Origin of the sequence: Desulfoluna butyratoxydans, from assembly GCF_900699765.1 — a bacterium.
Classification (GTDB): domain Bacteria; phylum Desulfobacterota; class Desulfobacteria; order Desulfobacterales; family Desulfolunaceae; genus Desulfoluna; species Desulfoluna butyratoxydans.
Window position 1 is genome coordinate 235,081 of sequence record NZ_CAADHO010000007.1, and the last position, 24,947, is coordinate 260,027.

19 protein-coding genes are annotated in these 24,947 nt (G+C 57.1%); 15 read left to right on the forward strand and 4 right to left on the reverse strand.

Annotation, left to right across the window (positions count from 1 at the left end; translation table 11 throughout):
• Positions 1 to 103 precede the first annotated feature (103 nt).
• From MSL71_RS19020 to MSL71_RS19045, 6 genes are all read left to right on the forward strand, one after another.
• Positions 104 to 538 (forward strand): type 2 periplasmic-binding domain-containing protein, encoded by a 435-nt coding sequence (locus MSL71_RS19020; protein ID WP_180143437.1) that lies wholly within the window; start codon positions 104 to 106, stop codon positions 536 to 538.
• 53 nt (positions 539 to 591) lie between these two features.
• Complete coding sequence (locus tag MSL71_RS19025; protein WP_180143439.1) at positions 592 to 1,926, forward strand: hypothetical protein; 1,335 nt, start codon at positions 592 to 594, stop codon at positions 1,924 to 1,926.
• Between the two features lie 321 nt (positions 1,927 to 2,247).
• On the forward strand, positions 2,248 to 3,435 hold the full coding sequence (locus tag MSL71_RS19030) for a hypothetical protein (RefSeq protein ID WP_180143441.1): 1,188 nt from the start codon (positions 2,248 to 2,250) through the stop codon (positions 3,433 to 3,435).
• 14 nt (positions 3,436 to 3,449) lie between these two features.
• The gene (locus MSL71_RS19035; protein ID WP_180143449.1) at positions 3,450 to 5,615 is read left to right on the forward strand and encodes a formylglycine-generating enzyme family protein; all 2,166 of its coding nucleotides are present in this window, start codon (positions 3,450 to 3,452) and stop codon (positions 5,613 to 5,615) included.
• Positions 5,616 to 6,048: 433 nt separating this feature from the next.
• The gene (locus MSL71_RS19040; RefSeq protein ID WP_180143455.1) at positions 6,049 to 7,512 is read left to right on the forward strand and encodes a 30S ribosomal protein S1; all 1,464 of its coding nucleotides are present in this window, start codon (positions 6,049 to 6,051) and stop codon (positions 7,510 to 7,512) included.
• A gap of 106 nt (positions 7,513 to 7,618) precedes the next feature.
• Positions 7,619 to 8,149 (forward strand): nitroreductase family protein, encoded by a 531-nt coding sequence (locus MSL71_RS19045; RefSeq protein WP_246317831.1) that lies wholly within the window; start codon positions 7,619 to 7,621, stop codon positions 8,147 to 8,149.
• Between the two features lie 681 nt (positions 8,150 to 8,830).
• Here MSL71_RS19045 and elbB read toward each other — a convergent pair.
• Positions 8,831 to 9,490, reverse strand: a complete 660-nt coding sequence (gene elbB, locus MSL71_RS19050; RefSeq protein WP_180143462.1) for an isoprenoid biosynthesis glyoxalase ElbB — start codon at positions 9,488 to 9,490, stop codon at positions 8,831 to 8,833.
• A gap of 153 nt (positions 9,491 to 9,643) precedes the next feature.
• Entirely contained in the window at positions 9,644 to 10,093 is a 450-nt protein-coding gene (locus tag MSL71_RS19055; protein WP_180143464.1) for an NUDIX domain-containing protein, read from the reverse strand.
• A 200-nt stretch (positions 10,094 to 10,293) separates the two neighbouring features.
• On the opposite strand from MSL71_RS19055, the gene rsmG reads away from it, so the two are divergent.
• The 5 genes from rsmG to holA all read left to right on the forward strand — a co-directional run bounded on the left by rsmG (position 10,294) and on the right by holA (position 17,432).
• The gene (rsmG, locus tag MSL71_RS19060) at positions 10,294 to 10,983 is read left to right on the forward strand and encodes a 16S rRNA (guanine(527)-N(7))-methyltransferase RsmG (protein ID WP_180143466.1); all 690 of its coding nucleotides are present in this window, start codon (positions 10,294 to 10,296) and stop codon (positions 10,981 to 10,983) included.
• A 298-nt stretch (positions 10,984 to 11,281) separates the two neighbouring features.
• Positions 11,282 to 14,080 carry an isoleucine--tRNA ligase gene (gene ileS, locus MSL71_RS19065; protein WP_180143473.1) on the forward strand — a complete coding sequence of 933 codons (2,799 nt, stop codon included), beginning with the start codon at positions 11,282 to 11,284 and terminating at the stop codon, positions 14,078 to 14,080.
• Between the two features lie 679 nt (positions 14,081 to 14,759).
• Complete coding sequence (lspA, locus tag MSL71_RS19070) at positions 14,760 to 15,257, forward strand: signal peptidase II (RefSeq protein WP_180143475.1); 498 nt, start codon at positions 14,760 to 14,762, stop codon at positions 15,255 to 15,257.
• Positions 15,257 to 16,033, forward strand: coding sequence for a prolipoprotein diacylglyceryl transferase (gene lgt, locus MSL71_RS19075; protein ID WP_180143477.1), 777 nt, complete (start codon positions 15,257 to 15,259; stop codon positions 16,031 to 16,033). Before lspA ends, lgt begins: the two co-directional genes overlap by 1 nt.
• Positions 16,026 to 17,432 (forward strand): DNA polymerase III subunit delta, encoded by a 1,407-nt coding sequence (gene holA / locus MSL71_RS19080; RefSeq protein ID WP_180143479.1) that lies wholly within the window; start codon positions 16,026 to 16,028, stop codon positions 17,430 to 17,432. Before lgt ends, holA begins: the two co-directional genes overlap by 8 nt.
• 436 nt (positions 17,433 to 17,868) lie before the next feature.
• Here the strand turns inward: holA and MSL71_RS19085 are convergent, their stop codons facing one another.
• Positions 17,869 to 18,387, reverse strand: coding sequence for an O-acetyl-ADP-ribose deacetylase (locus MSL71_RS19085; protein ID WP_180143481.1), 519 nt, complete (start codon positions 18,385 to 18,387; stop codon positions 17,869 to 17,871).
• A 167-nt stretch (positions 18,388 to 18,554) separates the two neighbouring features.
• Between MSL71_RS19085 and MSL71_RS19090 the strand changes: the two genes are divergently transcribed.
• From MSL71_RS19090 to sppA, 4 genes are all read left to right on the forward strand, one after another.
• Positions 18,555 to 19,388 carry a cytidylate kinase family protein gene (locus tag MSL71_RS19090; protein WP_180143483.1) on the forward strand — a complete coding sequence of 278 codons (834 nt, stop codon included), beginning with the start codon at positions 18,555 to 18,557 and terminating at the stop codon, positions 19,386 to 19,388.
• Positions 19,389 to 19,708: 320 nt separating this feature from the next.
• Positions 19,709 to 20,383 (forward strand): (d)CMP kinase, encoded by a 675-nt coding sequence (gene cmk / locus MSL71_RS19095; RefSeq protein ID WP_180143485.1) that lies wholly within the window; start codon positions 19,709 to 19,711, stop codon positions 20,381 to 20,383.
• 104 nt (positions 20,384 to 20,487) lie between these two features.
• Complete coding sequence (locus tag MSL71_RS19100) at positions 20,488 to 22,287, forward strand: 30S ribosomal protein S1 (RefSeq protein ID WP_180143487.1); 1,800 nt, start codon at positions 20,488 to 20,490, stop codon at positions 22,285 to 22,287.
• A gap of 632 nt (positions 22,288 to 22,919) precedes the next feature.
• Complete coding sequence (gene sppA / locus MSL71_RS19105) at positions 22,920 to 23,762, forward strand: signal peptide peptidase SppA (RefSeq protein ID WP_180143489.1); 843 nt, start codon at positions 22,920 to 22,922, stop codon at positions 23,760 to 23,762.
• 142 nt (positions 23,763 to 23,904) lie between these two features.
• On the opposite strand, the gene MSL71_RS19110 is transcribed toward sppA, so the two are convergent.
• Positions 23,905 to 24,513 carry an L-threonylcarbamoyladenylate synthase gene (locus MSL71_RS19110; protein ID WP_180143491.1) on the reverse strand — a complete coding sequence of 203 codons (609 nt, stop codon included), beginning with the start codon at positions 24,511 to 24,513 and terminating at the stop codon, positions 23,905 to 23,907.
• Positions 24,514 to 24,947: the final 434 nt, after the last annotated feature.

Sequence of the window (24,947 nt, forward strand, 5' to 3'; positions counted from 1 at the left end):
TAACAATGTTAATTCCATACGGTTGGTATTCTGTGTGTGCACAATTTGTTTGGTAATGCTGAGCGATGATTTTCACCACGAAAGGAAGGAAGGAGTGCAAGGAATGATGAGAATGGTTCTAAGGTGCATGTTGGTTGCTTCGATTCTCTGCCTGGTAGCGGGCAGTGTATCTGCAGAGCAGTTGAGAGTCATCGGCAATCGAAGCGTTCCCGTCGCTTCCCTTGAACAGCGGGAGATTCGGAATATCTACCTCGGGAAGAAGAAAGTATGGGAAAACGGCATGCGTGTACAGTTTGTTATCCTTGGTAAAGGTGACACCCAGGACGCGTTTTTGAACAAATACCTCAAGAAAAATCACAGCACCTTCACGCGGTATTGGAAAAAGAAGGTGTTTACCGGAGGAGGCCAGGCACCCAAGAGTTTTGATAAAGAACGGGACCTCGTGGAGTACGTTGAGAAGACAAAAGGGGCCATCGGCTTTGTCTCCTCAGGCGCTGCCACGGACCAGGTGAAGATCTTGAGCGAAATGACCATCTAACCTTGTTTACGATTATATTTCACATACCTTTATCGATGCGGAGGCTAACAACAATGATGAAAAGAACGGCCATTTTGTTTACCGTGATTCTGGTGTTTCTATCGGCGCAGTCTGCCGGTGCCCTGGAGCTGGGCTCTGAGGGGCAGGTGAGTATTCACGGTTTCATTACCCAGGGGTACCTTCTCTCCTCGGACAACAAATTTTTCGGGGATACCGATAACGGCGGCACGTATCATTTCAACGAGCGCGGCATCAACTTCACCTCGGACGTCAGCGACCGGCTGCGTCTGGGTATCCAGTTCTTCTCCCGGGATTTTGGCAATCTGGGAAACAACGACGTAACCATCGACTGGGCCTATGCCGATTACTCCTTCACCGAGTGGGCCAACTTCAGGGCCGGTAAGCTCAAGATGCCCCAGGGCCTCTACAACACCAGCCGGGACGTGGACATGCTGCGTACCTCGGTGCTGCTTCCCCAGAGTGTGTACAACGAGGGGTGGCGAGACTCCATCAACGCCCTCAACGGCTTTGAGTACTACGGGTATGCCCCGGCCGGCAAGGTGGGCAGCTTTGAGTACCATTTCCTGGGCGGGGTCAACCAGTTTGAGGACGACGGCCCTGAGATGCGGCTTCTGGAAGACCAGTTCCCCATCTACCTGGGTGTGGACGTCTCCAACAACAAGGTGGACCGCACCTATGTGGGCAGCGTGCTCTGGGAGTCTCCCCTTGAAGGCCTCTCCTTTGGCCTGAGTGGCTGGGAGATGAACTTCAATGCAGATATTACAAGTACTCCTGACGGCAGTGTGACCATACCTCCTGAGTTGCAAAAAGACCCTTCCACAATTGAGGTGACCCAGACGGGATGGACCACCTCCCTGCAGTATGCCGTAGGGGACTTTGTCTTCTCCACCGAATACAACCGCATCAACTACGAAATGGTATCCCCGGGGTATATTCCCGAAGATTCACCTGCAGCGGACTTTGACAGCGAAGGCTACTACGGCATGATCACCTACCGGTTCACCGACTGGTTTGAGGTGGGTACTTATTACTCCGAGTACTACGCCAACCGGGACGACAAGGACGGGGAGGATGCTGCTAAGAGGTGGGCTGACTCCGGTGGTTTAGCAGGCGGATATCCCCCCGGTCAGGAACACAGAGCCTACCTCAAGGACCTGGCCCTTTCCCTTCGGTTCGATATCACCGAGAACTGGATCCTCAAGCTCGAGGGACATAAGATGCGCGGGGGCGCCATCATGCTGAACTCCGACGGGAACACGGATTTTTACCCGTCCAACGCCATGGGTGTTGTTGATGGCCAGATCGAAGGCCCCAGCTACACCAAAGACTGGGAGCTCTACACGGCGAAAGTCTCTTTCAGCTTCTGATGCCTTTGGGCCTCACGACGCTCTGATCGATATGCCGGCATCAGCCATGTTTATGGCGGTGCCGGCATGATCGCTATGTGGGACGCCCGGCTCCCGGTTCTTTCGGGAGGGGCCTTCCGCGATGAACAACCCTGCCTCACAACACACACAACGGCCGCTTTTCTTATGTGATGTTCTCCTTTTCGGCCGCCTTCATGGATACGATTCGTGACAAATGAAAGGACTCGGAAAAAACAGAGATGCACACAAGCGGCGCCCGTCGGGCCGCATCGCCTCTGTCTTTTTTCGACGTAACTGCCAATGACCTTTTCGGGGGGTGTAATGACCAGACGAAGATTTCAATGGATCGCATGTGTTCTTGCCGTGTTTTTCATGATGCCGTGGCCTGCGGCGGCCAAGAAAGTCGAAGATGTGGAGACGGCCTCGCGATTTGCCCAGGCCTTTGGCGGCAAAGTGCAGCCAGAACTCATGACCAACGCCCTCCGCAGCGTGGGCAAAACCCAACTGCATCGCTACAAGCGGGACGTGACCCTGGAAAAGCCCCTGGACGTCCGGGTTCTGGGGGACCGCTACATGTCGGCTGCTTTTTCCGCCCGTGTGAAAAAAGCGGGCAGCGCCCGGGCCAAGGCCGAACCGGCCATCTATGTCCTTTTGTTCCAGAAGAAAGCAGACGGGGGGCTGGACCATCAGATGCAGCACCTGATGATCCTCGCAGATCCCGGTGAGATTGCTTCCTACGAGACCATGGCCGATGCCGAGGTAGCGGCCCGTTTTCGCAAAGCCGGTGCAGATGTGAAGGTGGTGGCGGCAGCTCCGGTGCCCAAGCCCGATACGCCTGAGCCGGTGGCGCTGCTGTCCGGAGACAGCATCTGCCGGGGCGTGGTGGGGGAGTCCTTCATCGACGACTCCATTACCCGGGACAGTGAGCTGATGCAGCTTCTCTCCGGGTACGCCAGGAAGGAGGATATCCCCAAGGCCGTTCCCGTGGTGAAGGCCGGTGCCGGTTCTCCGGAGCTCCAGCTGCGGGTGGCGGAGCTGGAGGCCAGGGTAAGGGCCCTTGAGGGCCTCCTTGCCAACATCACCCGCAAAGGCGGCAACATCTATTTTAACGGGGTCAACCTTTACGTAACCAACGGCACGGGCAAGGCCGACAAGGTCAACGGTAAGGGGAACGTGGTGATCGGCTACGGAGCCACAGGCTCCGGGTCCCATAACCTGGTGGTGGGGGCAGCCAACCGCTTCGAAGGCTTCGGCAGCGTGGTTTCCGGTCGCGGCAACGCCGTGAGTGGCAACTGCAGTGCCGTTCTCGGGGGGGAAAGCAACAAGGCCAGCGGTGATTTTTCCATTGTTGCCGGTGGCAAAGGAAACAAAGCCCGGGGAACGTATGCCTCCATTCTGGGGGGGACGAAAAACACAGCCAAGGGTGAATACACCAGCATCAACGGCCAGCGAGGACGGACCAAAGGTGGGACCAATCCTCATTTCACAAGTGAAAAGACCAGCGAGTAAGGTGGAGAGAGACCATGGCGAGAGCAATCAGATCCGTTATTGTGATTTTTTTGACGGCAGTGTGGGCGGCAACTGCCCTGGCGGACGTGAAAACCTTTGATGAGCTGGAGCGGCGGCAGGGGGCGGTGGGAAGTTACAAAGCCCTGGTGATCGGTATCGACACCTACGCTGATTCGGTCATTGAAGGGTCGCCTGCCGCGGTGACCGGGGCCCGCCATGTGGCTGATGCCCTCAAGGGCCGGGCAGGCTTCGACGTGAAGCTGCTGATTAATGAAGAGGCCGGTCGGGCCTCGGTGATGCGCGAGTTTCGCGGGTTGGCCAGGGGTATGGGGATCAACGACAGCGTGTTGATCTATTTCTCCGGTTCCTCCCATACGGACAAGGCTTCGCGGAAGGCGTGGTGGCTTCCCAGCGATGCCCGGTCCGACGATGCCGCCACCTGGATCGCAGACCATGAGATCCAGGACGCGGTGAACACCATGAAGGCGCGCGATGTGCTGATCCTTTCGGACGCGGCCCTGGGGGACACCATGTTCGGGGCCACCCACCGGCTGGCATCTCGCCGGGACGGTGACTACTACGTGGGTCTCTTCAATAAGCGCAGCCGCTGGGCCATGATATCAGGCAACACCCTGCCCGTGGCCGAAAATGACGGGATCAGCGTTTTTGCGCGCGGCGTTGCCTCGGCCCTTTCGTCCAAAGGGCCGTGCCTGACCACCATGGAGATGTTCAGCGGCATGAAAAAAGAGCTGCGCGCCTCCGGGGTCCTGCCTCCCCGTTGCCGGTCCATTCGCAACACCGGCGACCAGGGCGGAGAATTTGTCTTTTTGCTTGCCGCGCCGGCGGCGCCTGCCCCTGTGGTGGTGAAAACGCCGCGCGTCAAGCCCAAGCCCAAGCCAGCGACGGCGCCTGTGGCCGTGGTAAAGCTGGTCCCGCCCAAGCCGAAACGCAAGCCCCTGGAAGGGCAGCTCAAGGTGTCGGCCAACATCAACGGGGCAGAGCTATACATCGACGGGAAAAAGCAGGGCACCACCCCTGTGGGCGATATTACCCTGAAACCCGGCACCCATGAAGTGAGCCTGAGCAAAGAGGGTTACCTGGCCTGGAACGGCAGCGTGGACATCCAGCGGGGCAAGGCGCGCAGCCTGACCGCCACCCTCACGAAGGAACCCCCGAAAAAGGGGCGGCTTTATGTGAAGGTCAAGCCGAAGGGGGCGTCGGTACGTCTCAACGGGGAGTCTTTTAAAAGCGGGGAGACGGTGAGCGCCGGAACCCATACGGTCAAGGTGAGTTCGCCTCTGTTCAAGCCCGGGCAGGCCAAAGTGGTTGTCGCCCCCGGCAAGGACGCCTGGGTTGAGGTGTTTCTCAAGCCCCGTTCTTCCTTTAAGGGGGAGTGGGGGCGTTTTGTCTACATCAAGCCGGGTTCGTTCACCATGGGCAGCCCGTCTTCCGAACCAAGGCGCAAGGGGGACGAAGAGTCCCATCCCGTGACCCTTACCCAGGGGTTTTTCATGCAGGACAAGGAAGTCACCCTGGCCCAGTGGCAGGCCTTTGTGGATGATTCCGGGTACAAAAGCGAGGCAGAGACGGCCGGGGGAGCCTTTGCCCTGGAAGATTACATCTGGACCCAGAGCCGGGAGTATTCCTGGAAGAACCCCGGGTTTCCCCAAGGGGACGATCACCCGGTAACAGGGCTCACCTGTGCGGATATCGAAGCGTACCTGAAGTGGATCAACGGTCGGTCCAGAAACGCCTACCGCCTGCCCACCGAGGCGGAGTGGGAGTACGCGGCCCGTGCCGGCGGGACGTCTGCGTTTTCATCCGGAGAGTGTCTGGGCTCGGTAGATGCCAATGTGGACGCCAATGCCAGCTGGGGGGGATGCCCGGCAGGGACCGCTTCCAGCGGCACCATGCCCGTGGGAAGTTTTGAGCCCAACGCCTGGGGACTTTACGATATGCACGGCAACGTGGCGGAGTGGTGCGGGGACTGGTATGGCCGCTACCCGCGAAAGGCTGTGAAAAATCCGAAAGGGGCGCCTTCCGGCACGAATCGCGTTGTGCGAGGCGGTGGTTGGGCGACCTATGCCTACAACGCCCGGTGCGCCAAGCGGGAAGCCTCGGATCCGTCCCGAGGCTGCAGCGAAGTGGGCATGCGCCTTGTGGTGGAGGTCCCGAGATAATCCCGATGTGCTGCAGGTGTTCCGGGGCGAGTGATCCGGGCGTTTGCTTTGCCGGCTCGGCCGCATGGGTCCCCCTGGCAAGGAAGCCCTGCTGAGGATAGGCTTGAATACCACGGGGTTTCTGCATTCGGACCGAGTGAAAAAGGGTGGCGTATTTGATGAATACAGTTTATAGATGAGCTGTTGACGGCATTTCGGCCGTGGCATGCCCCTTTTCGCCCGGAAAACACGGGCGGGGCCATGCAGGGTGCGGGGATTTTCTCACCCCATGCCGAAATGGTGTCGTGTGCTGCGTCTTTTTGGCTCGCACCCCCTGGGTTAACCGGGGAGAGCCCTTCAACAGCAACGGAGTGAGACGCCGGCACAACGCAGGTAATCAACAGTCAGATACCGGGTGAACCAGATCCCCCCGCCAGGGGGCATGTCGGAGAGTATGATGAACGACAAGGGTGATATGGGCGTTCCTGAAGAGGAGAGCTTTGAGGCGTTGCTGGATGCGTATGGCGACGGATTGGGTGAGGAGCTGAAAAGCGGTGACAAGGTGGACGCAAAGGTGATCTCCATCGGAGAGAGCAGCGTTTACGTGGACACCGGAACAAAAAGCGACGGCGTGGTGGACCGCATGGAACTCACCGACGAAGACGGTGAACTGACCGTCGGGGTCGGTGACATGGTGACCCTTTATGTGGTCAGCGCCACCGAAAGTGAGGTGGTCCTCTCCAAGCAGATGTCCGGGGCCGGAACCATGGAGATGCTCTTTGACGCCTTTGCGGCAAAGACACCGGTGGAAGGGAAGGTCAACGAACAGATCAAGGGCGGTTTTTCCGTCTCCCTCATGGGCAAGCGGGCCTTCTGTCCCGTAAGCCAGATCGATACCTCCTTTGTTGAAAGCGGCGAGGAGTTTGTGGGCAAGAGCTTTCCTTTTCTCGTGACCCGCATCGAAGGCGAGGGCAAAAACATCGTCATCTCCAGGCGCAAGCTTCTTGAGGCAGAACTCGAAGAGGTTCGTGCAGCATTCCTCAAAGACCTTTCCGAGGGCGATACCGTGGAAGCCAAGGTGATCAAGCTGATGCCCTACGGTGCTTTCATGGAGCTTCATGCCGGAGTGGAGGGTATGGCCCACATCTCCGAGCTCTCCTGGAGCCGTGTGCAGTCCTGTGAAGAGGCGGTGACCGTGGGAGACACTCTCCCTGTTAAGGTCCTGAAGATCGATGCTGTGGAGGGCAAAAACGCTCCCCGTATCGCCCTGTCCGTGAAGCAGGCGTCCCAGGATCCCTGGGAGCTGGCCGGAGAGACCATCCGCGTGGGCGAGCAGTTCAGCGGCAAGGTCGTGCGCCTTGCGCCCTTCGGAGCTTTTGTGGAAGTGGCCCCCGGTACCGAGGGTCTGGTTCATGTCAGCGAGATGAGTTACACCAAACGAATTTTAAAGCCCGAGGACGCCGTGTCCCAGGGGGAGACCGTTCAGGTGGTGGTCAAGGCCATCGACCTGGAGAAAAAACGCCTCTCCCTTTCCATGCGCGACGCCCACGGAGATCCCTGGCAGGGCGCGGCCCTGAAATACCCCGTGGGGTCCAAGGTTCAGGGCACCGTGGAGAAGAAAGAGAGCTACGGCATCTTCGTCAAACTGGAGCCCGGAGTCACCGGCCTGCTGCCCAAGTCCAAGCTGGCTGAAGCCGCAGACGCCGCAGCCTTGAGTGCCGCCAAGCCCGGCGCCGAGGTCACCCTCCTCGTGGAGGCCGTGGACGAAGAGAAACGCCGTATTACCCTGGTCTCCACCGAAGCCGCCGACGGAGCATCCAACTGGAAAGGCTACGTGGAAAAGCCCAAGGCCAAATCCGACGCGGCCATGGGGACCATGGGCGAGCTGCTCATGGCGGCCATGAAGAAAAAGAAGTAGCGCAAGCATAAAGGCAAACACGACTGTTTTTTACCGAATTTTCGTACATCCGGGCGATGGAAGGGCGAGCCCCTTCCATCGCCTGTTTTTGTCTGGAGGAGGGATTGTGAAAGCATCGTTTATGGAGCTTATTCGCCAGCGGCGAAGCGTGCGGGCCTTTGAGGCCCGTCCCGTGGAAAAAAAGACCCAGGAACTCATCGTGGAGGCTGCCCTGAGGAGCCCCTCGTCACGGAGCCTCAACCCCTGGCAGTTTGTGGTGGTTCAGGATGAAAAAAAACGAGAGGCCCTCGCTGGTGTCAAGCCCCACGGCGGCGGGTTCCTTGCCAAGGCCCCCCTGGCCATCGCCATTGTGGCAGACCCGGAACGCTGCGACGTGTGGGTGGAGGACACCGCCATCGCCGCCACTTACATTCAACTTGCCGCAGAATCCCTGGGCCTGAAAAGCTGCTGGTGCCAGATCCGCCTGAGGGAGGACGGCAAAGGCGGCATGGCCGCTGACCGCGTTCGGGAAATCCTCTCCATCCCGGATGACCTTGAAGTGGCCTCCATCATCGGCATCGGCTACCCCGCCGAAGAGAAACCAGGACATCTGCAAAGCGAACTGGATTACGGCAAGGTTCACGACGAGGGATTTTAAAAAAAAGCATGCCTCCAGGTTCGGGAATGCTCTTTCGCCTTCGTTCCTCAGGCTCATCCCATTCCCTGACGGGCTAGGCCCGTGTTGTGGTTGTCACTCTTCGGGGGGGGCTTCTTGATAATTGGAGCGCCGCACTCCGGTGCGGCTCTTTGGGAGGGGGGCGCCGTTCATGCCGCACGGAGTGCGGCGCTCCAAGGCGGCGGGGGGTCGGAGGGGCGTTAGGAACTTGTGGCTGGGAGCCCGGTGGATTCCTTCAATTTGCATCCATCGCGGATGGTTTGCCCTCTGCCATGACATGCTCCAGTGAACATGGAGCGCCGCACTCCAGTGCGGCTTTTTGGGAGGGTGTCGCTGTTCGTGCCGCACGGAGTGCGGCGCTCCAAAGCGACTGGGGTTCGGATGGGCGGTAGGAACTTGTGGCTGGTAGTCCGGTGGCTTCCTTCAATTTGCATCCATCGCGGATGGTTTGCCCTCTGCCATGGCATGCTCCATTGAACATGGAGCGCCGCATTCCAGGATAACGGCCGTTTCATCCACGGGCGCAGCCCGTCAGCACATGTGATCGACCTGAGGAACGAAGGTCGGGAGCATGTGCGACCCTGGGGTGCAGGGGATTTATCCCCTGCCCGCCGGAGGCATGCTTTTAACCTTTAACCTTTTGCCTTAGACCTTTAGCCTCTCTCACCCTTTTGTCATGGCGATGACCTGGTTGACGAGTTTTTCGATGCCCGGGGCGATATCGGCAATGCCCGGTCCGCACATGTAGGCGGGGGTGGTGACGAGTTTGTTGGCTTCGTCAATGCAGATGCCATCCACGGGTTGGGCCTCGTGGGACGCGCCGAAGGTTTTCAGGTTTTCAATGGTGGTGGCGTCGTCGCCTATGGTGACCGTGGGGCTGTGTGCGTTCAGGGCCTTGGCAAGGACCACAGGGGCGATGCAGATGGCCCCGATGGGTTTTCCGGCGGTGTAAAAAGCCCGGATGAGCATGGTCACGTCGTGGCGCACCTCAAGGTCGGCTCCTTTTTCTGCGTAGTTGCTGAGGTTTTTGATGGGGCCTGCGCCTCCGGGGATGATGAGGGCGTCGAGGTTCTCGACGTTGACATCGGTGATGGGGCGGATTTTCCCCCGTGCGATGCGACCGGCTTCGGCAAGGACCTGCCTCTTTTCTCCGGTGGTTTCGCCTTTGGGATGGTTAACGGTTTCGGTTTGCGTCATCTCCGGGGCCATGCAGACGGCCGTGGCCCCGGCCTTGTCGATGAACAGGAGGGAGAGGACGGATTCGTGTATTTCCGAGCCATCCATGTTGCCGCAACCTGAAAGAAGAACACCTATTTTTTTCATCACTACCTCCAGTGGCTGTTCAAGGATTAAGAAGGCCTGTGCGCGCCCTCTCCGGGGACAACCTGGTTGAAATGCGTGGTCTACATGGGTATGGTATCGCTTCCGACGAACCGACTGCCTTTGGGCGCACCGGCGGGTAATGCCGCGGTTCGTCTACGATGACGCATCGTTATCAACGTCAAAAAGCGTTGTGTCGGGCGCCCCGTTTTTGTGGATGAAATAGTCCGCCAGGATGCGTCCATGGTCAAAGACAATGGGCTCCGGCAGGTTGTCCGGGGCAAAGACCCGGGCTTCGGCGGCATCGTCGCCCCCCACCGGGGAGCTTGTGGCCGTGGCAAGAAAGACCACGGAAACCGTGTGGTGCCGCGGGTCCCGTGCGGGGTCCGAGTAGGTATGGAACTGGCGGACAAGGGTAACGTCAAGGCCTGTCTCTTCCAGTGCTTCGCGCTTTGCGGCGTGTTCTACGGATTCGCCGTAGTCCACGAACCCCCCGGGCAAGGCCCAGCCGTGGGGCGGGTTTTTCCGTCTGATCAGTACGATGCCCCCCGGTGTCTCAATGATGGCGTCTACGGTGAGGAATGGGTTTCTGGGGTGCTCTTTCATGGTGTTTCACTGCCTCGCGGGGTGGGGTTCTCGTTTGATTTCGGATGATTGATGGCAGGGATGCTTTCCGGCAACCTTGCCATAGGTCCATATAAGAACAGGCGCCGTTCCCTGTCAACCGTAAATCAATGGCTGGCGGCGGGTGTGAACCGGGCCTGAATATGAACAGATATTTTAGATAGACGATAAGAGAGAAGGACATGGCTGGAATAGACGAAAGATGGACGGCGCAGGTCGTGAAGGGGGCAGGGCGCCTGGGCGTGGATATTGGCCCGGAAGCTGCGGATCTTTTGGCGGCCTATGCCGCAGAGCTTTTGGCCTGGAACCGGAAGTGCAACCTCACGGCCATCACCGATCCCATGGACGTGGCGGAAAAGCACATGGTGGACGCCCTTGCCGTGGTGCCGTACATCCCCAAGGGCTCCCGACTCCTGGATATCGGATCCGGCGGCGGGTTTCCGGGGATCCCGGCCCGTATTGCTGACCCCGCCCTCTCCGTGACCCTGGTGGATGCGGTTCGGAAAAAAGTGAGCTTTTTGAAGCACGCTGCGCGGACCTTGAAGCTCGGCGGCGTGGAGGCCATCCATGCACGTGCTGAAGAGCTGAGTGAGGAAGAGGGGCGGGGGCAGGGCTACGATGTGGTGACTTCCCGGGCCTTTTCGGCCATGGATATCTTTGTGCCCATGGCCCTTCCTTTTTTAAAACCCGGAGGGCGCATCATTGCCATGAAGGGCAAGGGCTTTGAAGAGGACCTTGAAAACCTCAAGGCATGCGAAGCCGACTTTGCCTCCCGGGGGATTTTTCTTGCCACGGAGATGATCCGCTACGAGCTTCCCTTTTGCGGGGCACAGCGGGCCCTGTTCGTGATCACTATGGGCGACCTTCCTTAAATAGGGCAATCCCATTGACATTGGGCGGTACTATGCCATAAAGTTGGTGGTTATTTTGATGTGACAGCCTCGGGACGTGGGTTTCGGGGCCTTGTTTGCTGCATATTTCCATGCAGGAAGCCCTTCATGCCCGCAAGAAAAAGGGCGGTACCAAAGGAAGGGACTTAAGGTGTCCTTCGTCCTTTTTTTCGTGCCGTTTTGTTTTTTATGGGGCCGGGCGATGCATGGTGCGTTTCATTTCATGAAGACCAAAGTATATCTTGGTGCGACTAAGAAGTTCCACACGCTGGAGGAGATAATGGATTACAAGAAAACGCTGAACCTGCCACAGACGCGGTTCGCCATGAAGGCCAACCTGCCGACCAAAGAGCCTCAGCAGCTCAAGGCGTGGGAGGAGAGCGGACTCTATGCAAAAATCAGGGAAGAGTCCAAGGGTCGTGAACAGTTTATTCTGCATGACGGCCCTCCGTATGCCAACGGTAACCTTCATATCGGACACGCCCTGAACAAAATCCTCAAGGATATTATTATCCGCTCCAAGCAGATGGATGGTTTTGACGTGCCCTACGTGCCCGGCTGGGATTGCCACGGCCTTCCCATCGAGCACAACGTGGACAAGAAACTGGGCTCCAAGAAAAAAGAGATGTCCAAGGCGGATATCCGGCGGAAGTGCCGCGAGTATGCGGGCAACTTCGTGAACATCCAGCGCGAGGAGTTCAAGCGCTTCGGCGTCATGGGTGAGTGGGAAGACCCCTACCTGACCATGAACTACCCCTTTGAGGCGCGCATCGCCAAGGAGTGCGGTGAATTTGCCGCCAACGGCGATATGTTCATCGGCAAAAAGCCCATCTACTGGTGCTGCAGCTGCCAGACTGCCCTTGCCGAAGCAGAGATCGAGTACGCGGACCATACCTCGCCGTCCATTTTCGTGAAGTTTCCCTTAAAGGGCGACGCCGCGGATATCGACGCCTCCCTTGCCGGGAAGAAGGTCTCTTTTGTTATCTGGACCACCACTCCCTGGACGATCCCTGCAAACCTTGCGGTGTGTCTGAACGGTGAGTTCACCTACGCCTTTGTGGAAACCGACGGCGAGGTGATGGTGGTGGCCAAGGACCTCCTGGAAGGTCTCATGACCTCCTTTGGCAAAGAGTCGTATAACGTGCTCTTTGAGACCGACGGTGCCTCCCTTGAGAACAAGGTGTGTCGTCACCCCTTCATCGACCGGGACTCCGTGATCATCCTGGGAGACCACGTCACCCTGGAAGCCGGTACCGGCTGTGTTCACACTGCCCCCGGCCACGGTGCCGACGACTACATCACCGGCCTTAAGTACGGCCTGGAGCCCTACTCGCCCGTGGGCAACAACGGGTGCTATACCGAGGAAGTCGGGGAAGAGTTCGAAGGGAAATTCATCTTCAAGGCCAACGCCGAGCTCATCGAAAAGATGGATGCCTGCGGCGCCCTGGTGAAGCACAACGAGATGAGTCACTCCTATCCCCACTGCTGGCGCTGCAAAAAGCCGGTGATCTTTCGGGCAACGCCCCAGTGGTTCCTCTCCATGGACAACACCGGTCTGCGTGAAAAGGCCCTGGCCGAGATTGACAAGGTGGAGTGGATTCCCTCCTGGGGCCGTGAGCGCATCCACGGGATGATCGCAAACCGCCCGGACTGGTGTCTTTCCCGCCAGCGCTCCTGGGGTGTGCCCATCCCCGTGTTCTACTGCGAAAAGTGCGGTGAGGTCCATGCCGACCAGGCGTCCGTGGACAAGATCTACGACCTCTTCAAAGAGCACGGCGCAGACATCTGGTTCGAAAAAGAGGCGGCGGACCTGCTTCCCGAAGGCACCGTGTGCACCAAGTGCGGCCATGGCACCTTCACTAAGGATACCAACATCCTGGACGTCTGGTTTGACTCCGGGGTCACGCACTCTGCTGTCCTGAACGACCGTGACGGGCTCAGGCGCCCTGCGGATCTCTACCTTGAGGGTTCCGATCAGCACCGCGGGTGGTTTCACAGCTCCCTGCTCACCAGCGTGGGCAAAACCGGTAAAGCGCCTTACAAGGCGGTTCTTACCCACGGGTTCGTTGTGGACGCCAAGGGACACAAGATGTCCAAGTCCGTGGGCAACGTGGTGGCCCCCAAAGAGGTGATCAACAAGTACGGCGCGGAAGTGCTGCGTTTGTGGGTGGCATCCACGGATTACCGTGACGATGTGCGCATCTCCGACAATATCCTGAAGCAGCTCAGCGACGCTTACCGCAAGATCAGGAACTCCTGCCGTTACATGCTGGGGAACCTGAGCGGGTTCAACCCGGACACCGACCGGGTGGCTTACGAGGACCTCCGGGACATCGACCGGTTCACCCTGGCCCGTCTGGCGGACCTCATCGAGCGGGTGAACAAGGCCTACGAGACCTATGAGTTCCACACCATCTACCACAGCCTCAACAACTTCTGCACGGTGGACCTCTCCAGCTTCTACTTTGACATCGTTCGCGATGCCCTTTACGTGGAAGGCACGGATTCTGTTGTGAGAAGAGGCATTCAGACGGTGCTCTTCGATCTCGTGGACGCCATTGTCCGCATGATGGCTCCCATCCTCTGCTTCACCGCCGAGGAGATCTGGGGGCACGTGCCCGATTTCGAAGGCAAGAAAGAGAGCGTGCACCTCATGGCAGGTGCTGAGCCCAAGGCTGACTGGAAGAACGAGGCCATCATCGAGCGCTGGGAGCACCTGGTGACCCTGCGCGACGAGATGAACAAAGCCCTTGAAAAGGCACGAAGCGAAAAGCTTATCGGCCAGAACCTCGACGCGGCAGTCACTGTGACAGCCAAGGGCGAGACCCTGGCGTTCCTTGAAAGCTTTGCTTCAGAGCTCAAGCAGGTGCTCATCGTCTCCGACTTCACCCTGGCAGAGGGCGACGCCCCTGAAGGCGCCTTTGTGAGCGATGAAGTGGAAGGCCTTGCCGTTCAGGTTGCCTCCGCTTCGGGCGACAAATGCGAACGATGCTGGACCTGGAGCCCCTCCGTGGGCGAAGACAGCGAACGGCCCACCCTGTGCAGCCGCTGCCGCGGGATCCTTGACCGCACCGCCTAAAGCGTATAAAAGCTGAATAGAAAGGGCCGGTGGCATGCAAGCGTGCCCCGGCCCTTTTTTTTAGGTTTGTACATGTGTGGTATTATGCAGGGCTGAGAGAAAAAGCAAAAAGCAATGCCTCCGGCGGGCAGGGGATAAATCCCCTGCACCCCAGGTTTGCATATGCTCCGACCCTTCGTTCCTCAGGGACGTCACATTTGCTGACGGGTATTCAAGCACCCCATTCGCCGGAGACGGCACGCCTGTTACACCGAACGGGCAGGAATAATTCAGGCCAGCGGTTGGTTGGCAATGGTGCACGGAGTGCACCCTACGGGCGTCCCCGATGGATATGGTTAGAGCCCTGTAGGATGGGCAAAGGTAGTGCCGTGCCCATCGGGCACGGATATAACCGCCCACGCCGGGGGACTGGTGCCCGGCATCAGATCTCTTGTGATTATCATTGTTGCGGGTACCTCGATGAAAGATGGGCACGCTTCGCGCTTTGCCCATCCTGCTTGGCCGTGGACTTGTGTCTGATAATAATGGTGGTGGTGGCTGAGAAGGGCCTGAGGACCGAAGGCCCGGAGCATTCCCGATTCTGGGGTTGAGGGGATTTATCACCTGGCCGCTGGAGGCTGGTTTTTCCATACGTTTTGACCATAGAAGGCACGATTTTAATCACTGAAAGGATAATTGGATGACATGGTTTAAGCAAAAATGGCCCCGGCTTTTGCTGGTGGCCGGTTTGGTGGTGCTTCTGGATCAGCTCTCCAAGCAGCTGGTGTTGCACTCCATGCCCGTGGGCAGCGGGTTTCCCTTGATTGACGGCTTTTTCGACATTGTCCATGTGAGGAACCCGGGCGGAGCCTTTGGGTTTCTCTCCGGCCAGAGCCAGTCGGTGCGGGAGTTTTTCTTTCTTTTTGTGACCGGTGTTGCCACGATATTCATCCTGTGGGTCTACAACACGATCCCCGAAACCCACCGGATCCTTGCGTCAGGTCTTGCCATGGTGTTTGGCGGGGCCGTGGGGAACCTCATCGACCGGCTTCGGTTCGGCAACGTGGTGGACTTCATCGACTGGTACATTGGCGATCTGCACTGGCCTGCCTTTAACCTGGCAGACAGCGCCATATGTATCGGGGTGGGGATTCTCATTTTCCATATCCTTTTCAACCGCATGCCAGAGGAGAATTGATGCATCCGGTACTCTTTAAAATCGGTCCGGTGGTGGTCCACACCTATGGGTTGATGATGGCCCTGGCGTTTCTCGCGGCCATGGTGATTTCCAAACGCGAGGCCAGGGTGTTCGGCGAAGATCCCGACAAGATCGCCGATTTGATTTTTTATATTCTGCTCTGGGGAGTGATCGGCGCCCGGTTGTTTTATGTTGCCGTGAATCTCTCCTGGTTTGCCGCCCATCCCCTTGACGTGGTGAAGGTGTGGGAAGGCGGCCTTGTGTTTTACGGCGGGTTCATCGGCGGCCTGGGCGCGGCGCTTTACTGTGTGCGCAAGCGGCAGATCCCTTTCTGGAAGAGCTTCGACATCCTGACCCCGGCCCTTCCCTTTGGCCATTTTTTGGGGCGCATCGGGTGTTTCAACGCCGGGTGCTGTTACGGTAAGGTGTGTGACCTGCCCTGGGCAGTGACCTTTACGAACCCCGATTCCCTGGCGCCCCTTCACACCCCGCTCCACCCCACCCAGCTCTACGAGTCCCTTGCCAACCTGGCCCTGTTCGGGGTGATCATGGCGGTGCGCAAGAAAAAACGGTTCGAGGGACAGCTTTTCTGGGGGTATGTGGTGGCCTACGGCGTGATCCGTTTTCTTCTGGAGTTTGCCCGGGGGGATGAACGGGGCTCGTATCTGTTGGGGCTTTCACCGGCCCAGCAGGTGGGCGTTCTCTTGTGCCTTTCCGGGGCCGTGATGCTTTATGTCCTTTCCAGGCGGGGGCGTAGGGAGGTGATCCGTGGCTGAGCTGGCGCATAATACCCTTCAAAAGGGGCTGGCCAAGGCATCGGACTCTCCTGTCTGGCTGATTTACGGGGAAGAGTTCCTTGTGGACCGTTCCCTGAAGGCCCTTGTGGGGACCCTGCTTCCCGGTGGTCTGGGGGATTCCTGCTGTGAAGTGGTGGAAGGAGATGCCGAGCTTCGGGACGCCCTGGAGCAGGTGTCTACGTTTTCCCTTTTTTCCAGCGGCAAGGTGGTTGTGGTTCGTGATTCCCACATCTTTTATGCCAAAAAAGGGGAGAACAAGGAGCTTGCCAAGATCACCAAGGCCTTTGATGACGGCAAAATGAAGCTTGCGGCAAGGCGTCTTGCCCAGCTGCTCTCCAAGCTGAAGCTTCAGTTCAAGCACCTCTCCATGCCCAAGGGGCTGGATAAGCTCAAGGCCCTCTCCGAAGACGGCCAGGTGCCTCCCTGGGTGGGTGAAGTGGCGGCCTGGGCAGAAGCCAACAAAGTGGTGGTTCCCGAGCCCATGGACGACCAGAGCCTGGTGGAGCGTGCCATCCGCGCCGGGCTTCCTGCAGGGCATTACCTGGTGCTCACCACAGACCAGGCCGATAAGCGCAAGAGCCTCTTCAAAGCCTTTAAAGAGTGCGGCAGTATCGTGGATTGCTCGGCCCCCAAGGGTGAGCGCAAAGCCGACAAAGACCAGCAGGGTAAGATCATTGACGAAACCGTCAAAGCGGTGCTCTCCCGGTACGGGAAAAAGATGGAGCCCCGTGCGGTGAAGTATCTGGTGGAGATGGTGGGTTTTGACTTAAGGGCCCTTGTGGGTGATGTGGAAAAGCTCTGCTCCTTTGTGGGGGACAACCCGTCCATCACCTACGACGATGCTCGGCGTATTGCCAAAAAGACCAGGCAGGACCCCATCTATGAGCTCACCGGCGCCATCTCTGAGCGCAACGGCCGTACAGCCCTGGCCTGCGTGCGCAACCTCCTTGCCAACGAGACCCACCCCCTCCAGGTGCTGGCCGCCCTGGTGAACCAGGTTCGCCGTCTTCTGCTGGCCCGGGCGTTTCTGGAGAGCCGTGAGGGCCGCTCCCTCGGTGGACTCAGGGACTACAACCAGTTCCGTGCCAGCGGTATCAACGCCGTGAAAGCCGCCGACGAGATCATGGGAGGCCGGGTAGAGGCGTGGCAGGCATCGTTGGGCCTGTCCAAAAAAAAGAGCGATCTGCTGCTTAACCGCGGCGGAAGCCCGTATCCACTGTTTCTTCTCCTGCAGAACGCGGCCAGGTTTTCCATGGCCGAACTCACCACCATTCACTCGCTCCTGGCCGACTGCGACCGCACCATGAAAAGCAGTCCGGAAGACCCCACCGTGCTCCTTGACCGAATTATCCTGCGGATTTGTACCCGGGAGACGTAATTCGGGGGTCATTTAAAAACATGCCTCCGGCGGGCAGGGGATAATCCCCTGCACCCCAGGCTCGCAAATGCTCCGTCCCTTCGTTCCTCAGGGACGTCCCATTTGCTGACGGGCTTCGCCCGTTGAGGCCTCGGGCAAGTCCGAAATTGGCCAAGCCGCATTGGAGCGCCGCACTCCAGTGCGGCTTTTTCATTTCGTTCCCAGGCTCTGCCTCCCCACATCCTAACGATTTAAATTTTCAACCACTGACGAGCGCTTGAGCGCAATCACGTCATGGCTCCATTCATGGTCATGCTGGAACGCCTTCACGGCATCTTGCAGGGCAATGGCTCAGACCTTTATCAATCAGGGAAAATGTGGGACCACACGTCATCCCGTAGGGTGCCTCGTTTTTTATCGGAACGCAGCAATATCTCGAACGATGAGTGTCGGAGATTCAAAGTGTTGCAAGGTGTTTCGTGTATACCTTGACATGCGCATCGGAAAAGAGCGCGAACACCACCTGTTCGATAGTCGGGTACCGATTCAGCGCTTCAACTGTTTCTCGAAGGGCAATGGCGCAGGCCTTTTCCACAGGATATCGGTACACCCCGCAGCTGATGGCCGGAAAGGCGATTGTAGAGAGCCCGTGTTCGGCGGTTAGCGTGAAACTGTTTTTGTAGCAGGCGGCAAGGAGGTCGGGATCGCTTGGGTTGTTGCTGTAGACAGGACCCACGGTGTGGATCACGTGGCGGGCGGGGAGGCGGTAGCCTTTGGTGATTTTTGCCTCACCCGTGGGGCAGCCCCCGAGGGTTTTGCATTCAGCCAGGAGCTCCGGGCCAGCGGCCCGGTGGATGGCGCCGTCCACGCCCCCGCCGCCGAGCAGGGAGTTGTTGGCGGCGTTGACAATGGCATCCACATCAAGGGTGGTGATATCTGCTTGCCTGATAGCGATTTTTTGCGTAACATTTTTCATGGAAGTGCCTCGATTGGATAGGGTTCGTGATGATTTTCAAGTGTAGGCAACCCAATCCTGAAAGGCAAGGGTAGGAATTCGAATGGGATTGTCCCCGGGAGGTTCCTTCCGGTGGTAGGGCGTTTCTGTAACTGCCGGGACTTCCGAGGCTTTCGAAAGGGGATGCCATGACCGTGATTACCGTATCCAGGCAGGTAGGGAGCCATGGCGGCACCATCGCCGCACGGCTCGCCGAAGAGAAGGGTTACCAACTTTTCAACAAGGAACGATTTCACCGTGAGGCCGAGGGGTTTGACGGTCATTTTTCCCGGGAGGTGGAGGCTCTGACCAACGAGAGTCCGCCCAAGCTGTTTGAAAAGTTGTTCCACAACCATTGCGTGTACGGCAATATCATCGCCGCCATGGTGTATGAAGCGGCTGCCGCAGATCACGTGGTGGTGGTGGGCAGGGGAGGGCAGTTTATCCTTGAGGGACTTAAGTGTGTTCTCAATGTGCGCGTGGTCTCGCCCGTCGAAGAGCGGATCCGCAACTACGCCGGGTTCAAGGGCATCGAGATCGGCATGGCCGGGGATATCATCAAGGCTTCGGACCGTGAGCGCAGCTCCTTTATCAAGTACCTCCACAACCGGAACATCGCGGAACCGGATGTCTATGACCTCATCATCAACACCCGGGTGGTCTCCAAAGACATGGCGGTAAGGCTCATTCATGAGACGGCCGAAGAGCTGAGCCGGCTTCATCCGGTGACCGCTGAGATCAAGATGGAGTTCCGGCAGATGGCCATCTGCAAGCGGGCCGAGTTGATGCTGATGATGGAGATGGGCGAATCCAACGCTGTGAAGGTGTCCCCTTGTGAAAGCGGCAAGGTGATGCTTACCGGCTATCTTCCCACCGAAGGAGAGCGGGTCTCTGCGGAAAACATCGTCCGGAGCGTTAAGGGGATCCACAAGGTGGACAATCGCATTGTGGTGTCCCAGTTTCCTGTGCGGCCCTGGTATTGACGGGGCGGGTGCCGGTATGACGGGTTGTGTTGTTATGGCTGTAGATTGATTTCTGGCTGTATCGCATTTGGGGCTCACGCCGCGTCCGAAGGGCTTCCGGGGCCGTGAGGGGGGTGAGGTGTGGCTTTGACCAGAAAAATTCTGCGGGGCAGGGGCTACTTTTTTTTCCCGTTTTCACATATACAGGTGCTGCAACAGGCAAGCATGATTCATTTCGGGCGGCATCGCAGGGAGGTGGCCCCTCTCTGCCTCGGACCCTGCAGACAAGGCCAAGGGCGCATGTGTCGTCGGGGATACGATCCAACCAACAGGAAGAGATTTTGAAAAAAGAACTGGTTATTACGATTGACGGGCCATCGGGTGCCGGCAAGACAACGGTGAGTAAGACGCTGGCAGCCAGGATCGGCTACCGATACATTGATACCGGGGCCCTTTATCGCGGGATTGCCCTTGAAACACTTGAGCGTGGGATTGCAGCCGACGATGAGAAGGCCATGGAGGAGGCGTGTCGGACCATTGACCTTCGGTTTCGCATTGAAGAGGGCGAGCTTCGTCTCTACTCCGGTTCGCGGGATATTTCCGAGCTGATCCGCACTCCGGAGATCTCCATGCGCGCTTCGGCCGTGTCTGCCCTTGCGCCGGTACGTGCCTTCTTGACAGTCCTTCAGCGGCGTCTGGGGGAAGAACGCTCTGTGGTGTTCGAGGGCCGGGACATGGGGACCGTGGTGTTTCCCAAGGCAGACGTGAAGTTTTTCCTCGACGCCGACACCGATATCCGGGCGGAGCGCCGCTACCTTGAATTGAAGGCCCGGGGGGAAGGCCTGGACTACGAAGAGGTGAAGCGGGACCTGATCACGCGGGACGCCAACGACAGCAGTCGCAAGCTGGCTCCGCTGAAGCCTGCGGAGGATGCCATCCATGTGGACGCAAGCCGCATCGGCGTCGACGAAGTGGTGGAAAAGATGGCAAAGGTTGTGGCTGAGATAAGAGCATAATTTTTCGTTGAATTTTTTTGAACCAACTGATATGTTGACCCGGATTACGCTCTCATTCATAACCGGTGGGGGCGTAAAATACATTGTTTAGGGGGTTAATATTAATGTCATTCAGTACAAACGAAACCAAGGGTAATAGGGAAGTGAAAACAGATCTTTTTGGTGATGCAATCGACGGTAATCTTACCACAGACGGGGAAGAGAGTTACGAGGATTTTCTCAAACTTTATGAGGAGAGCTTCAAATCTTTTTCCGAAGGCGAACTCGCAATTGGTAAGATCATTGCCGTAGACAAAGATTACGTCCTTGTTGATGTCGGATACAAATCCGAAGGTCTCATTTCCATCCACGAATTCAAAAATGAGAACGGCGAAGTTAACGTTGCCATTGGCGATGAAGTGGAGGTCATGGTTGAGCTTTGGGACGAAGAGGAAGAGCGTGTTGTCCTCTCCAAAGACAAAGCGGCCAAGATCAAGGTATGGGAGAAGATCAAAGAGATCTACGACGCAGAAGGCACCGTGGAAGGTGTTATCGCCAGCCGCGTCAAGGGTGGCTTCTCCGTCGACGTTGGACTTCAGGCTTTCCTTCCCGGGTCCCAGGCCGACCTGCGACCCATCCGCAATCTCGACGAGATGGTTGGCAAGACCTATACCTTCAAGGTTCTCAAGTACAACAGAAAACGCAGCAACATCGTCCTCTCCCGCAGGGTTATCCTTGAGGAAGAACGTGAAAAGACCCGTTCCAAAACCCTCGAGACCATCGAGGAAGGAAAGGTCATGGACGGCGTTGTCAAGAACATCACCGAGTACGGTGTCTTCGTGGACCTCGGCGGCGTGGACGGTCTCCTCCACATCACCGATATCTCTTGGGGCCGTGTCAAGCATCCTTCCGAGCTCTTCTCCGTTGGTGACAACATCACCGTGAAGATCCTCTCCTTCGATCTTGAGAAGGAGCGTGTCTCCCTGGGTATGAAGCAGCTTTCCGAGGATCCCTGGGCATCTGCCGCAGAGAAGTACCCCGTGGGCTCCAAAGTGGGCGGTCGCGTGGTCAGCCTCACCGATTACGGTGTATTCGTTGAACTCGAAGAGGGCATCGAAGGCCTCGTTCACGTGTCTGAAATGTCCTGGACCCGAAAGATCCGTCACCCTTCCAAGATCATCTCCGTGGGCGAAGAGATCGAGGCCATTGTTCTCGACATCAAGCCCGACAACCGCCGTATCTCTCTGGGTATGAAGCAGGTTGCGGAGAACCCCTGGGAGGTTATCAGCGACAAGTATCCCGTGGGTACCATCATCGAAGGCAAGATCAAGAACATCACCGACTTCGGTCTTTTCATCGGCATCGACGACGAGATCGACGGCCTGGTCCACATCTCAGATATCTCCTGGACCAAGCGCATCAAGCACCCCTCCGAAGTTTACAAGAAGGGCGATGTGGTGCAGGCGGTTGTTCTGGATATCGACAAGCAGAGCGAGCGTTTCTCTCTCGGCATCAAGCAGATCCAGGAAGATCCCTGGAAGAGCGTTGGCGAGCGTTACGCCGTGGGCACCGAGATCAACGGTACCGTGACCAATGTGACCGACTTCGGCGTGTTTGTTGAGCTGGAAGAGGGTATCGAAGGCCTGGTTCACGTTTCCGAGATCAGCAAAGAGAAGATCAAGACCCCCGTTGGCACCTACAACGTGGGCGACTCTCTGGTTGCCAAGGTGATGAATATCAACAGTGACGAGCGTCGTATCGGCCTCTCCATCAAGCGTCTCGAGATGGAAGACGACAAGGCGATTCTGAGCGAATACATCAGCAACTCCAAGAAGCCCACTTCTGACTTCGGCGAGATCCTCCGCGAAAACCTGGCGGATCAGCTGAAAGGCGAAGAAGAAGGCGGTGATGACGCTGCTGAGTAGGCATATCCCTTACGATCTGCCTGCAGGCTTTCTAAGGAGGGCCTGATAAAAGTGTGAAAAATGCCCCGGTCATGACGTGAGTCTTTCCGGGGCATTTTTTTTATCCGGCGCAATGCCCAGTGGCCGATGCTTTTGGGAGGCCGAGGTTTTGGTAGGGCCGGGCCGCCGGGTAGCCGAAATTAAGGGCAGGGCTCAGAAATTTGGTGTGTTTGTAGGGCTTTGTCATTGTTTGGGCCAATAGAGTGTTATTGATGACGCCGTCCCAAAAGGTTGGCAGCCCGTAGGGTGAACTCTGTACACCGTGTCTGGGGCACCCAAGGTTTCTATTTTACCAAGGTGTTCGGGGCATGACGGGCTTTGATTTTGGTGCACGGAGTGTATCCTAATATGATTGCCTGTGTGTCGATGATTTATCCCTTTTTCAAAATCCGATGCGCTCGGGTGCCGAGGTATAGGTAGGGTGCGCCGTGCGCACCGCCGAGTAGCCGAAACCAAGCGCAGGGCTCTGGGATTGACGTGTGTCGACTTTTTAGAATTATTATCACCCTTATAATGGTCTTTTTATAGCAAAAGGTGAAACTATGTTTTCAAGACGTCATCCAATTCTGTTTTTTATCCTGATGTTGACGGGGATGTTTTCCGCGACCATTGTTGTGATCAGCGTGGGTGTGATGATTTCCCTGGCTCCCGAGGCGCCTGTGCTGGAAGAAGGTGTGGGGGTGGTGGAAATCACGGGCGTGATTTCCGACTCCCAGCAGGTGCTGGATGACCTGAAATATTTTCGCGATGCCGACGAGGTCAAGGCCATTGTGGTGAGGATCAACTCCCCCGGTGGCGGGGTCGGTCCGTCCCAGGAGATCTATCGCTCCCTCATGAAGACCCGTGAGCTCAAGCCGGTCATTACCTCCATGGGTGGCGTAGCCGCATCTGGCGGCTATTACGCTGCCGCCGCCACAGATGGCATCGTGGCCAATTCCGGGACGATCACCGGGAGCATAGGGGTCATTATGGGCTATACCAATTTCCGCCAAATTTTGGATAAAATCGGCCTTGAACCCGTGGTTTTCAAAAGCGGTGACATGAAGGATGCCGGGTCGCCCACCCGGGAAATGACCGAACAAGAGCGAGCCTATCTCCAGAAACTCGTCACGTCCCTCCATGCTCAGTTTGTGCGTGACGTGGCCCAGGCCAGGGAACTTGAAGTGCCTGAGGTGGCCAAGCTTGCTGACGGTCGCATCTACACAGGTGAAGAGGCGCTGGCGCTTGGCCTTGTGGACCGCCTCGGCAATTTCGAAGATGCCCTGGAATGGGCCGCAGAGCTTGGAGGGCTCGAGGGTATGTCCGAGGCCATCTATCCCCCACGTCCCAAAGAGAAGATGATAGATTATCTTATGGATAACGCGGCGGTGCGGATTTCATCTGCGCTTCAGCCTTCGGAGGTGGGGCCGTCGTTTTTGTACAGGATGGGTCAATAAAGCGGTGGGTGGCAGTTAGGTGGTGGTGGTGGGCTGGAGGATACGGCGTGTGTGTTTTGTATTTAAATCTACGATGAGAGCCTCTCATGCCCGATACTCTCGGTTTCGGGCATGGTCTGCATTTTTTCGGTATAATACTCGTCTATTCAAACATCGACACGTCCCCAGCTCCTTCCCGGATGATCTCAGGCTCATCATTCAATAGCGATACCACGCTGGAATCTACCTCCGGCACATCCCCCCCATCAATGACGATATCCACCAGGTGACCGAAGGTATCGTCAATCATCCAAGCATTATTGAGAATCTCCTCATCAGGAAGCCCTGCTGACGTGGAAAGGATCGGGTTGCCGAGTTCCCTGATAATTTCCATGCATATCTGGTTGTCAGGAACCCGGATCCCCGCGGTCTTGCGCTTGGTGAGCATCATTTTCGGGACCAGCTTGGTTCCCTCCAGGATAAAGGTATAGGGCCCAGGCAGCAGCTTTTTCAACATTCGGTACGCATAGTTAGATACCTTTGCATAGTCACTGATATCTTTCAGGTCCGAACAGATAAAGCTGAAGGGCTTGCTCTTGTCCCTCTGTTTAAGAAGGTAGACCTTCTCAATGGCCTTTTTGTTCATGATGTCACAGCCGATACCGTAGTGGGTGTCGGTTGGGTAGGCGATAAGCCCGCCGCTTTTCAAGCAGTCCACGACTCGGGAGACGTTACGGGGCTGTGGGTTCATTGGGTTGATGGTCAGGATCATTGCGATGCTCGCCTTTACGGAAATAGAATAAATTCGCTTTGTGAAATTTTTCATTTGTGGGCAACTCATTAGTTGATAGGATAAGTCCTCGCTCTTGTCAAAACAATAAATAAAAGGTGTTGCTGACGTTCTTTTTTTGTGGCTCGGTGGCTCGAAATATCCAGTGATTGAAGTTGCTTCGTGATATTCGGAAAATGTCTTTTTGGTTTGTGTATACAATGATTGCGAATGTGCCGTTTGTCTCAGAAATTCAACCAGCTGGTTGTGTGGGTGTGATATGTATATGCTCTGCAATACCGGCTGCCTTTTAGCCCGCTTTTGATAATGGTAGTTGGGAAGGTATAACTGTTGACATTGGCTTCCCCGAGAAGTAGTGTCATGACGATTTAAAACTCAAGCAGACTCAGGTAACTGCCGATGTTTCTTTAGTCTAC

Bases quoted from the DNA above. Each gene is read 5' to 3' on its own strand.
- lspA (WP_180143475.1), top strand. From the start codon at position 14,760: ATGACATGGTTTAAGCAAAAATGGCCCCGGCTTTTGCTGGTGGCCGGT.
- elbB (WP_180143462.1), bottom strand. From the start codon at position 9,490: ATGAAAAAAATAGGTGTTCTTCTTTCAGGTTGCGGCAACATGGATGGC.
- MSL71_RS19100 (WP_180143487.1), top strand. From the start codon at position 20,488: ATGTCATTCAGTACAAACGAAACCAAGGGTAATAGGGAAGTGAAAACA.
- MSL71_RS19110 (WP_180143491.1), bottom strand. From the start codon at position 24,513: ATGATCCTGACCATCAACCCAATGAACCCACAGCCCCGTAACGTCTCC.
- MSL71_RS19055 (WP_180143464.1), bottom strand. From the start codon at position 10,093: ATGAAAGAGCACCCCAGAAACCCATTCCTCACCGTAGACGCCATCATT.
- MSL71_RS19025 (WP_180143439.1), top strand. From the start codon at position 592: ATGATGAAAAGAACGGCCATTTTGTTTACCGTGATTCTGGTGTTTCTA.
- sppA (WP_180143489.1), top strand. From the start codon at position 22,920: ATGTTTTCCGCGACCATTGTTGTGATCAGCGTGGGTGTGATGATTTCC.
- rsmG (WP_180143466.1), top strand. From the start codon at position 10,294: ATGGCTGGAATAGACGAAAGATGGACGGCGCAGGTCGTGAAGGGGGCA.
- MSL71_RS19085 (WP_180143481.1), bottom strand. From the start codon at position 18,387: ATGAAAAATGTTACGCAAAAAATCGCTATCAGGCAAGCAGATATCACC.
- MSL71_RS19030 (WP_180143441.1), top strand. From the start codon at position 2,248: ATGACCAGACGAAGATTTCAATGGATCGCATGTGTTCTTGCCGTGTTT.
- ileS (WP_180143473.1), top strand. From the start codon at position 11,282: ATGGATTACAAGAAAACGCTGAACCTGCCACAGACGCGGTTCGCCATG.
- MSL71_RS19090 (WP_180143483.1), top strand. From the start codon at position 18,555: ATGACCGTGATTACCGTATCCAGGCAGGTAGGGAGCCATGGCGGCACC.
- lgt (WP_180143477.1), top strand. From the start codon at position 15,257: ATGCATCCGGTACTCTTTAAAATCGGTCCGGTGGTGGTCCACACCTAT.
- MSL71_RS19020 (WP_180143437.1), top strand. From the start codon at position 104: ATGATGAGAATGGTTCTAAGGTGCATGTTGGTTGCTTCGATTCTCTGC.
- MSL71_RS19035 (WP_180143449.1), top strand. From the start codon at position 3,450: ATGGCGAGAGCAATCAGATCCGTTATTGTGATTTTTTTGACGGCAGTG.
- MSL71_RS19040 (WP_180143455.1), top strand. From the start codon at position 6,049: ATGATGAACGACAAGGGTGATATGGGCGTTCCTGAAGAGGAGAGCTTT.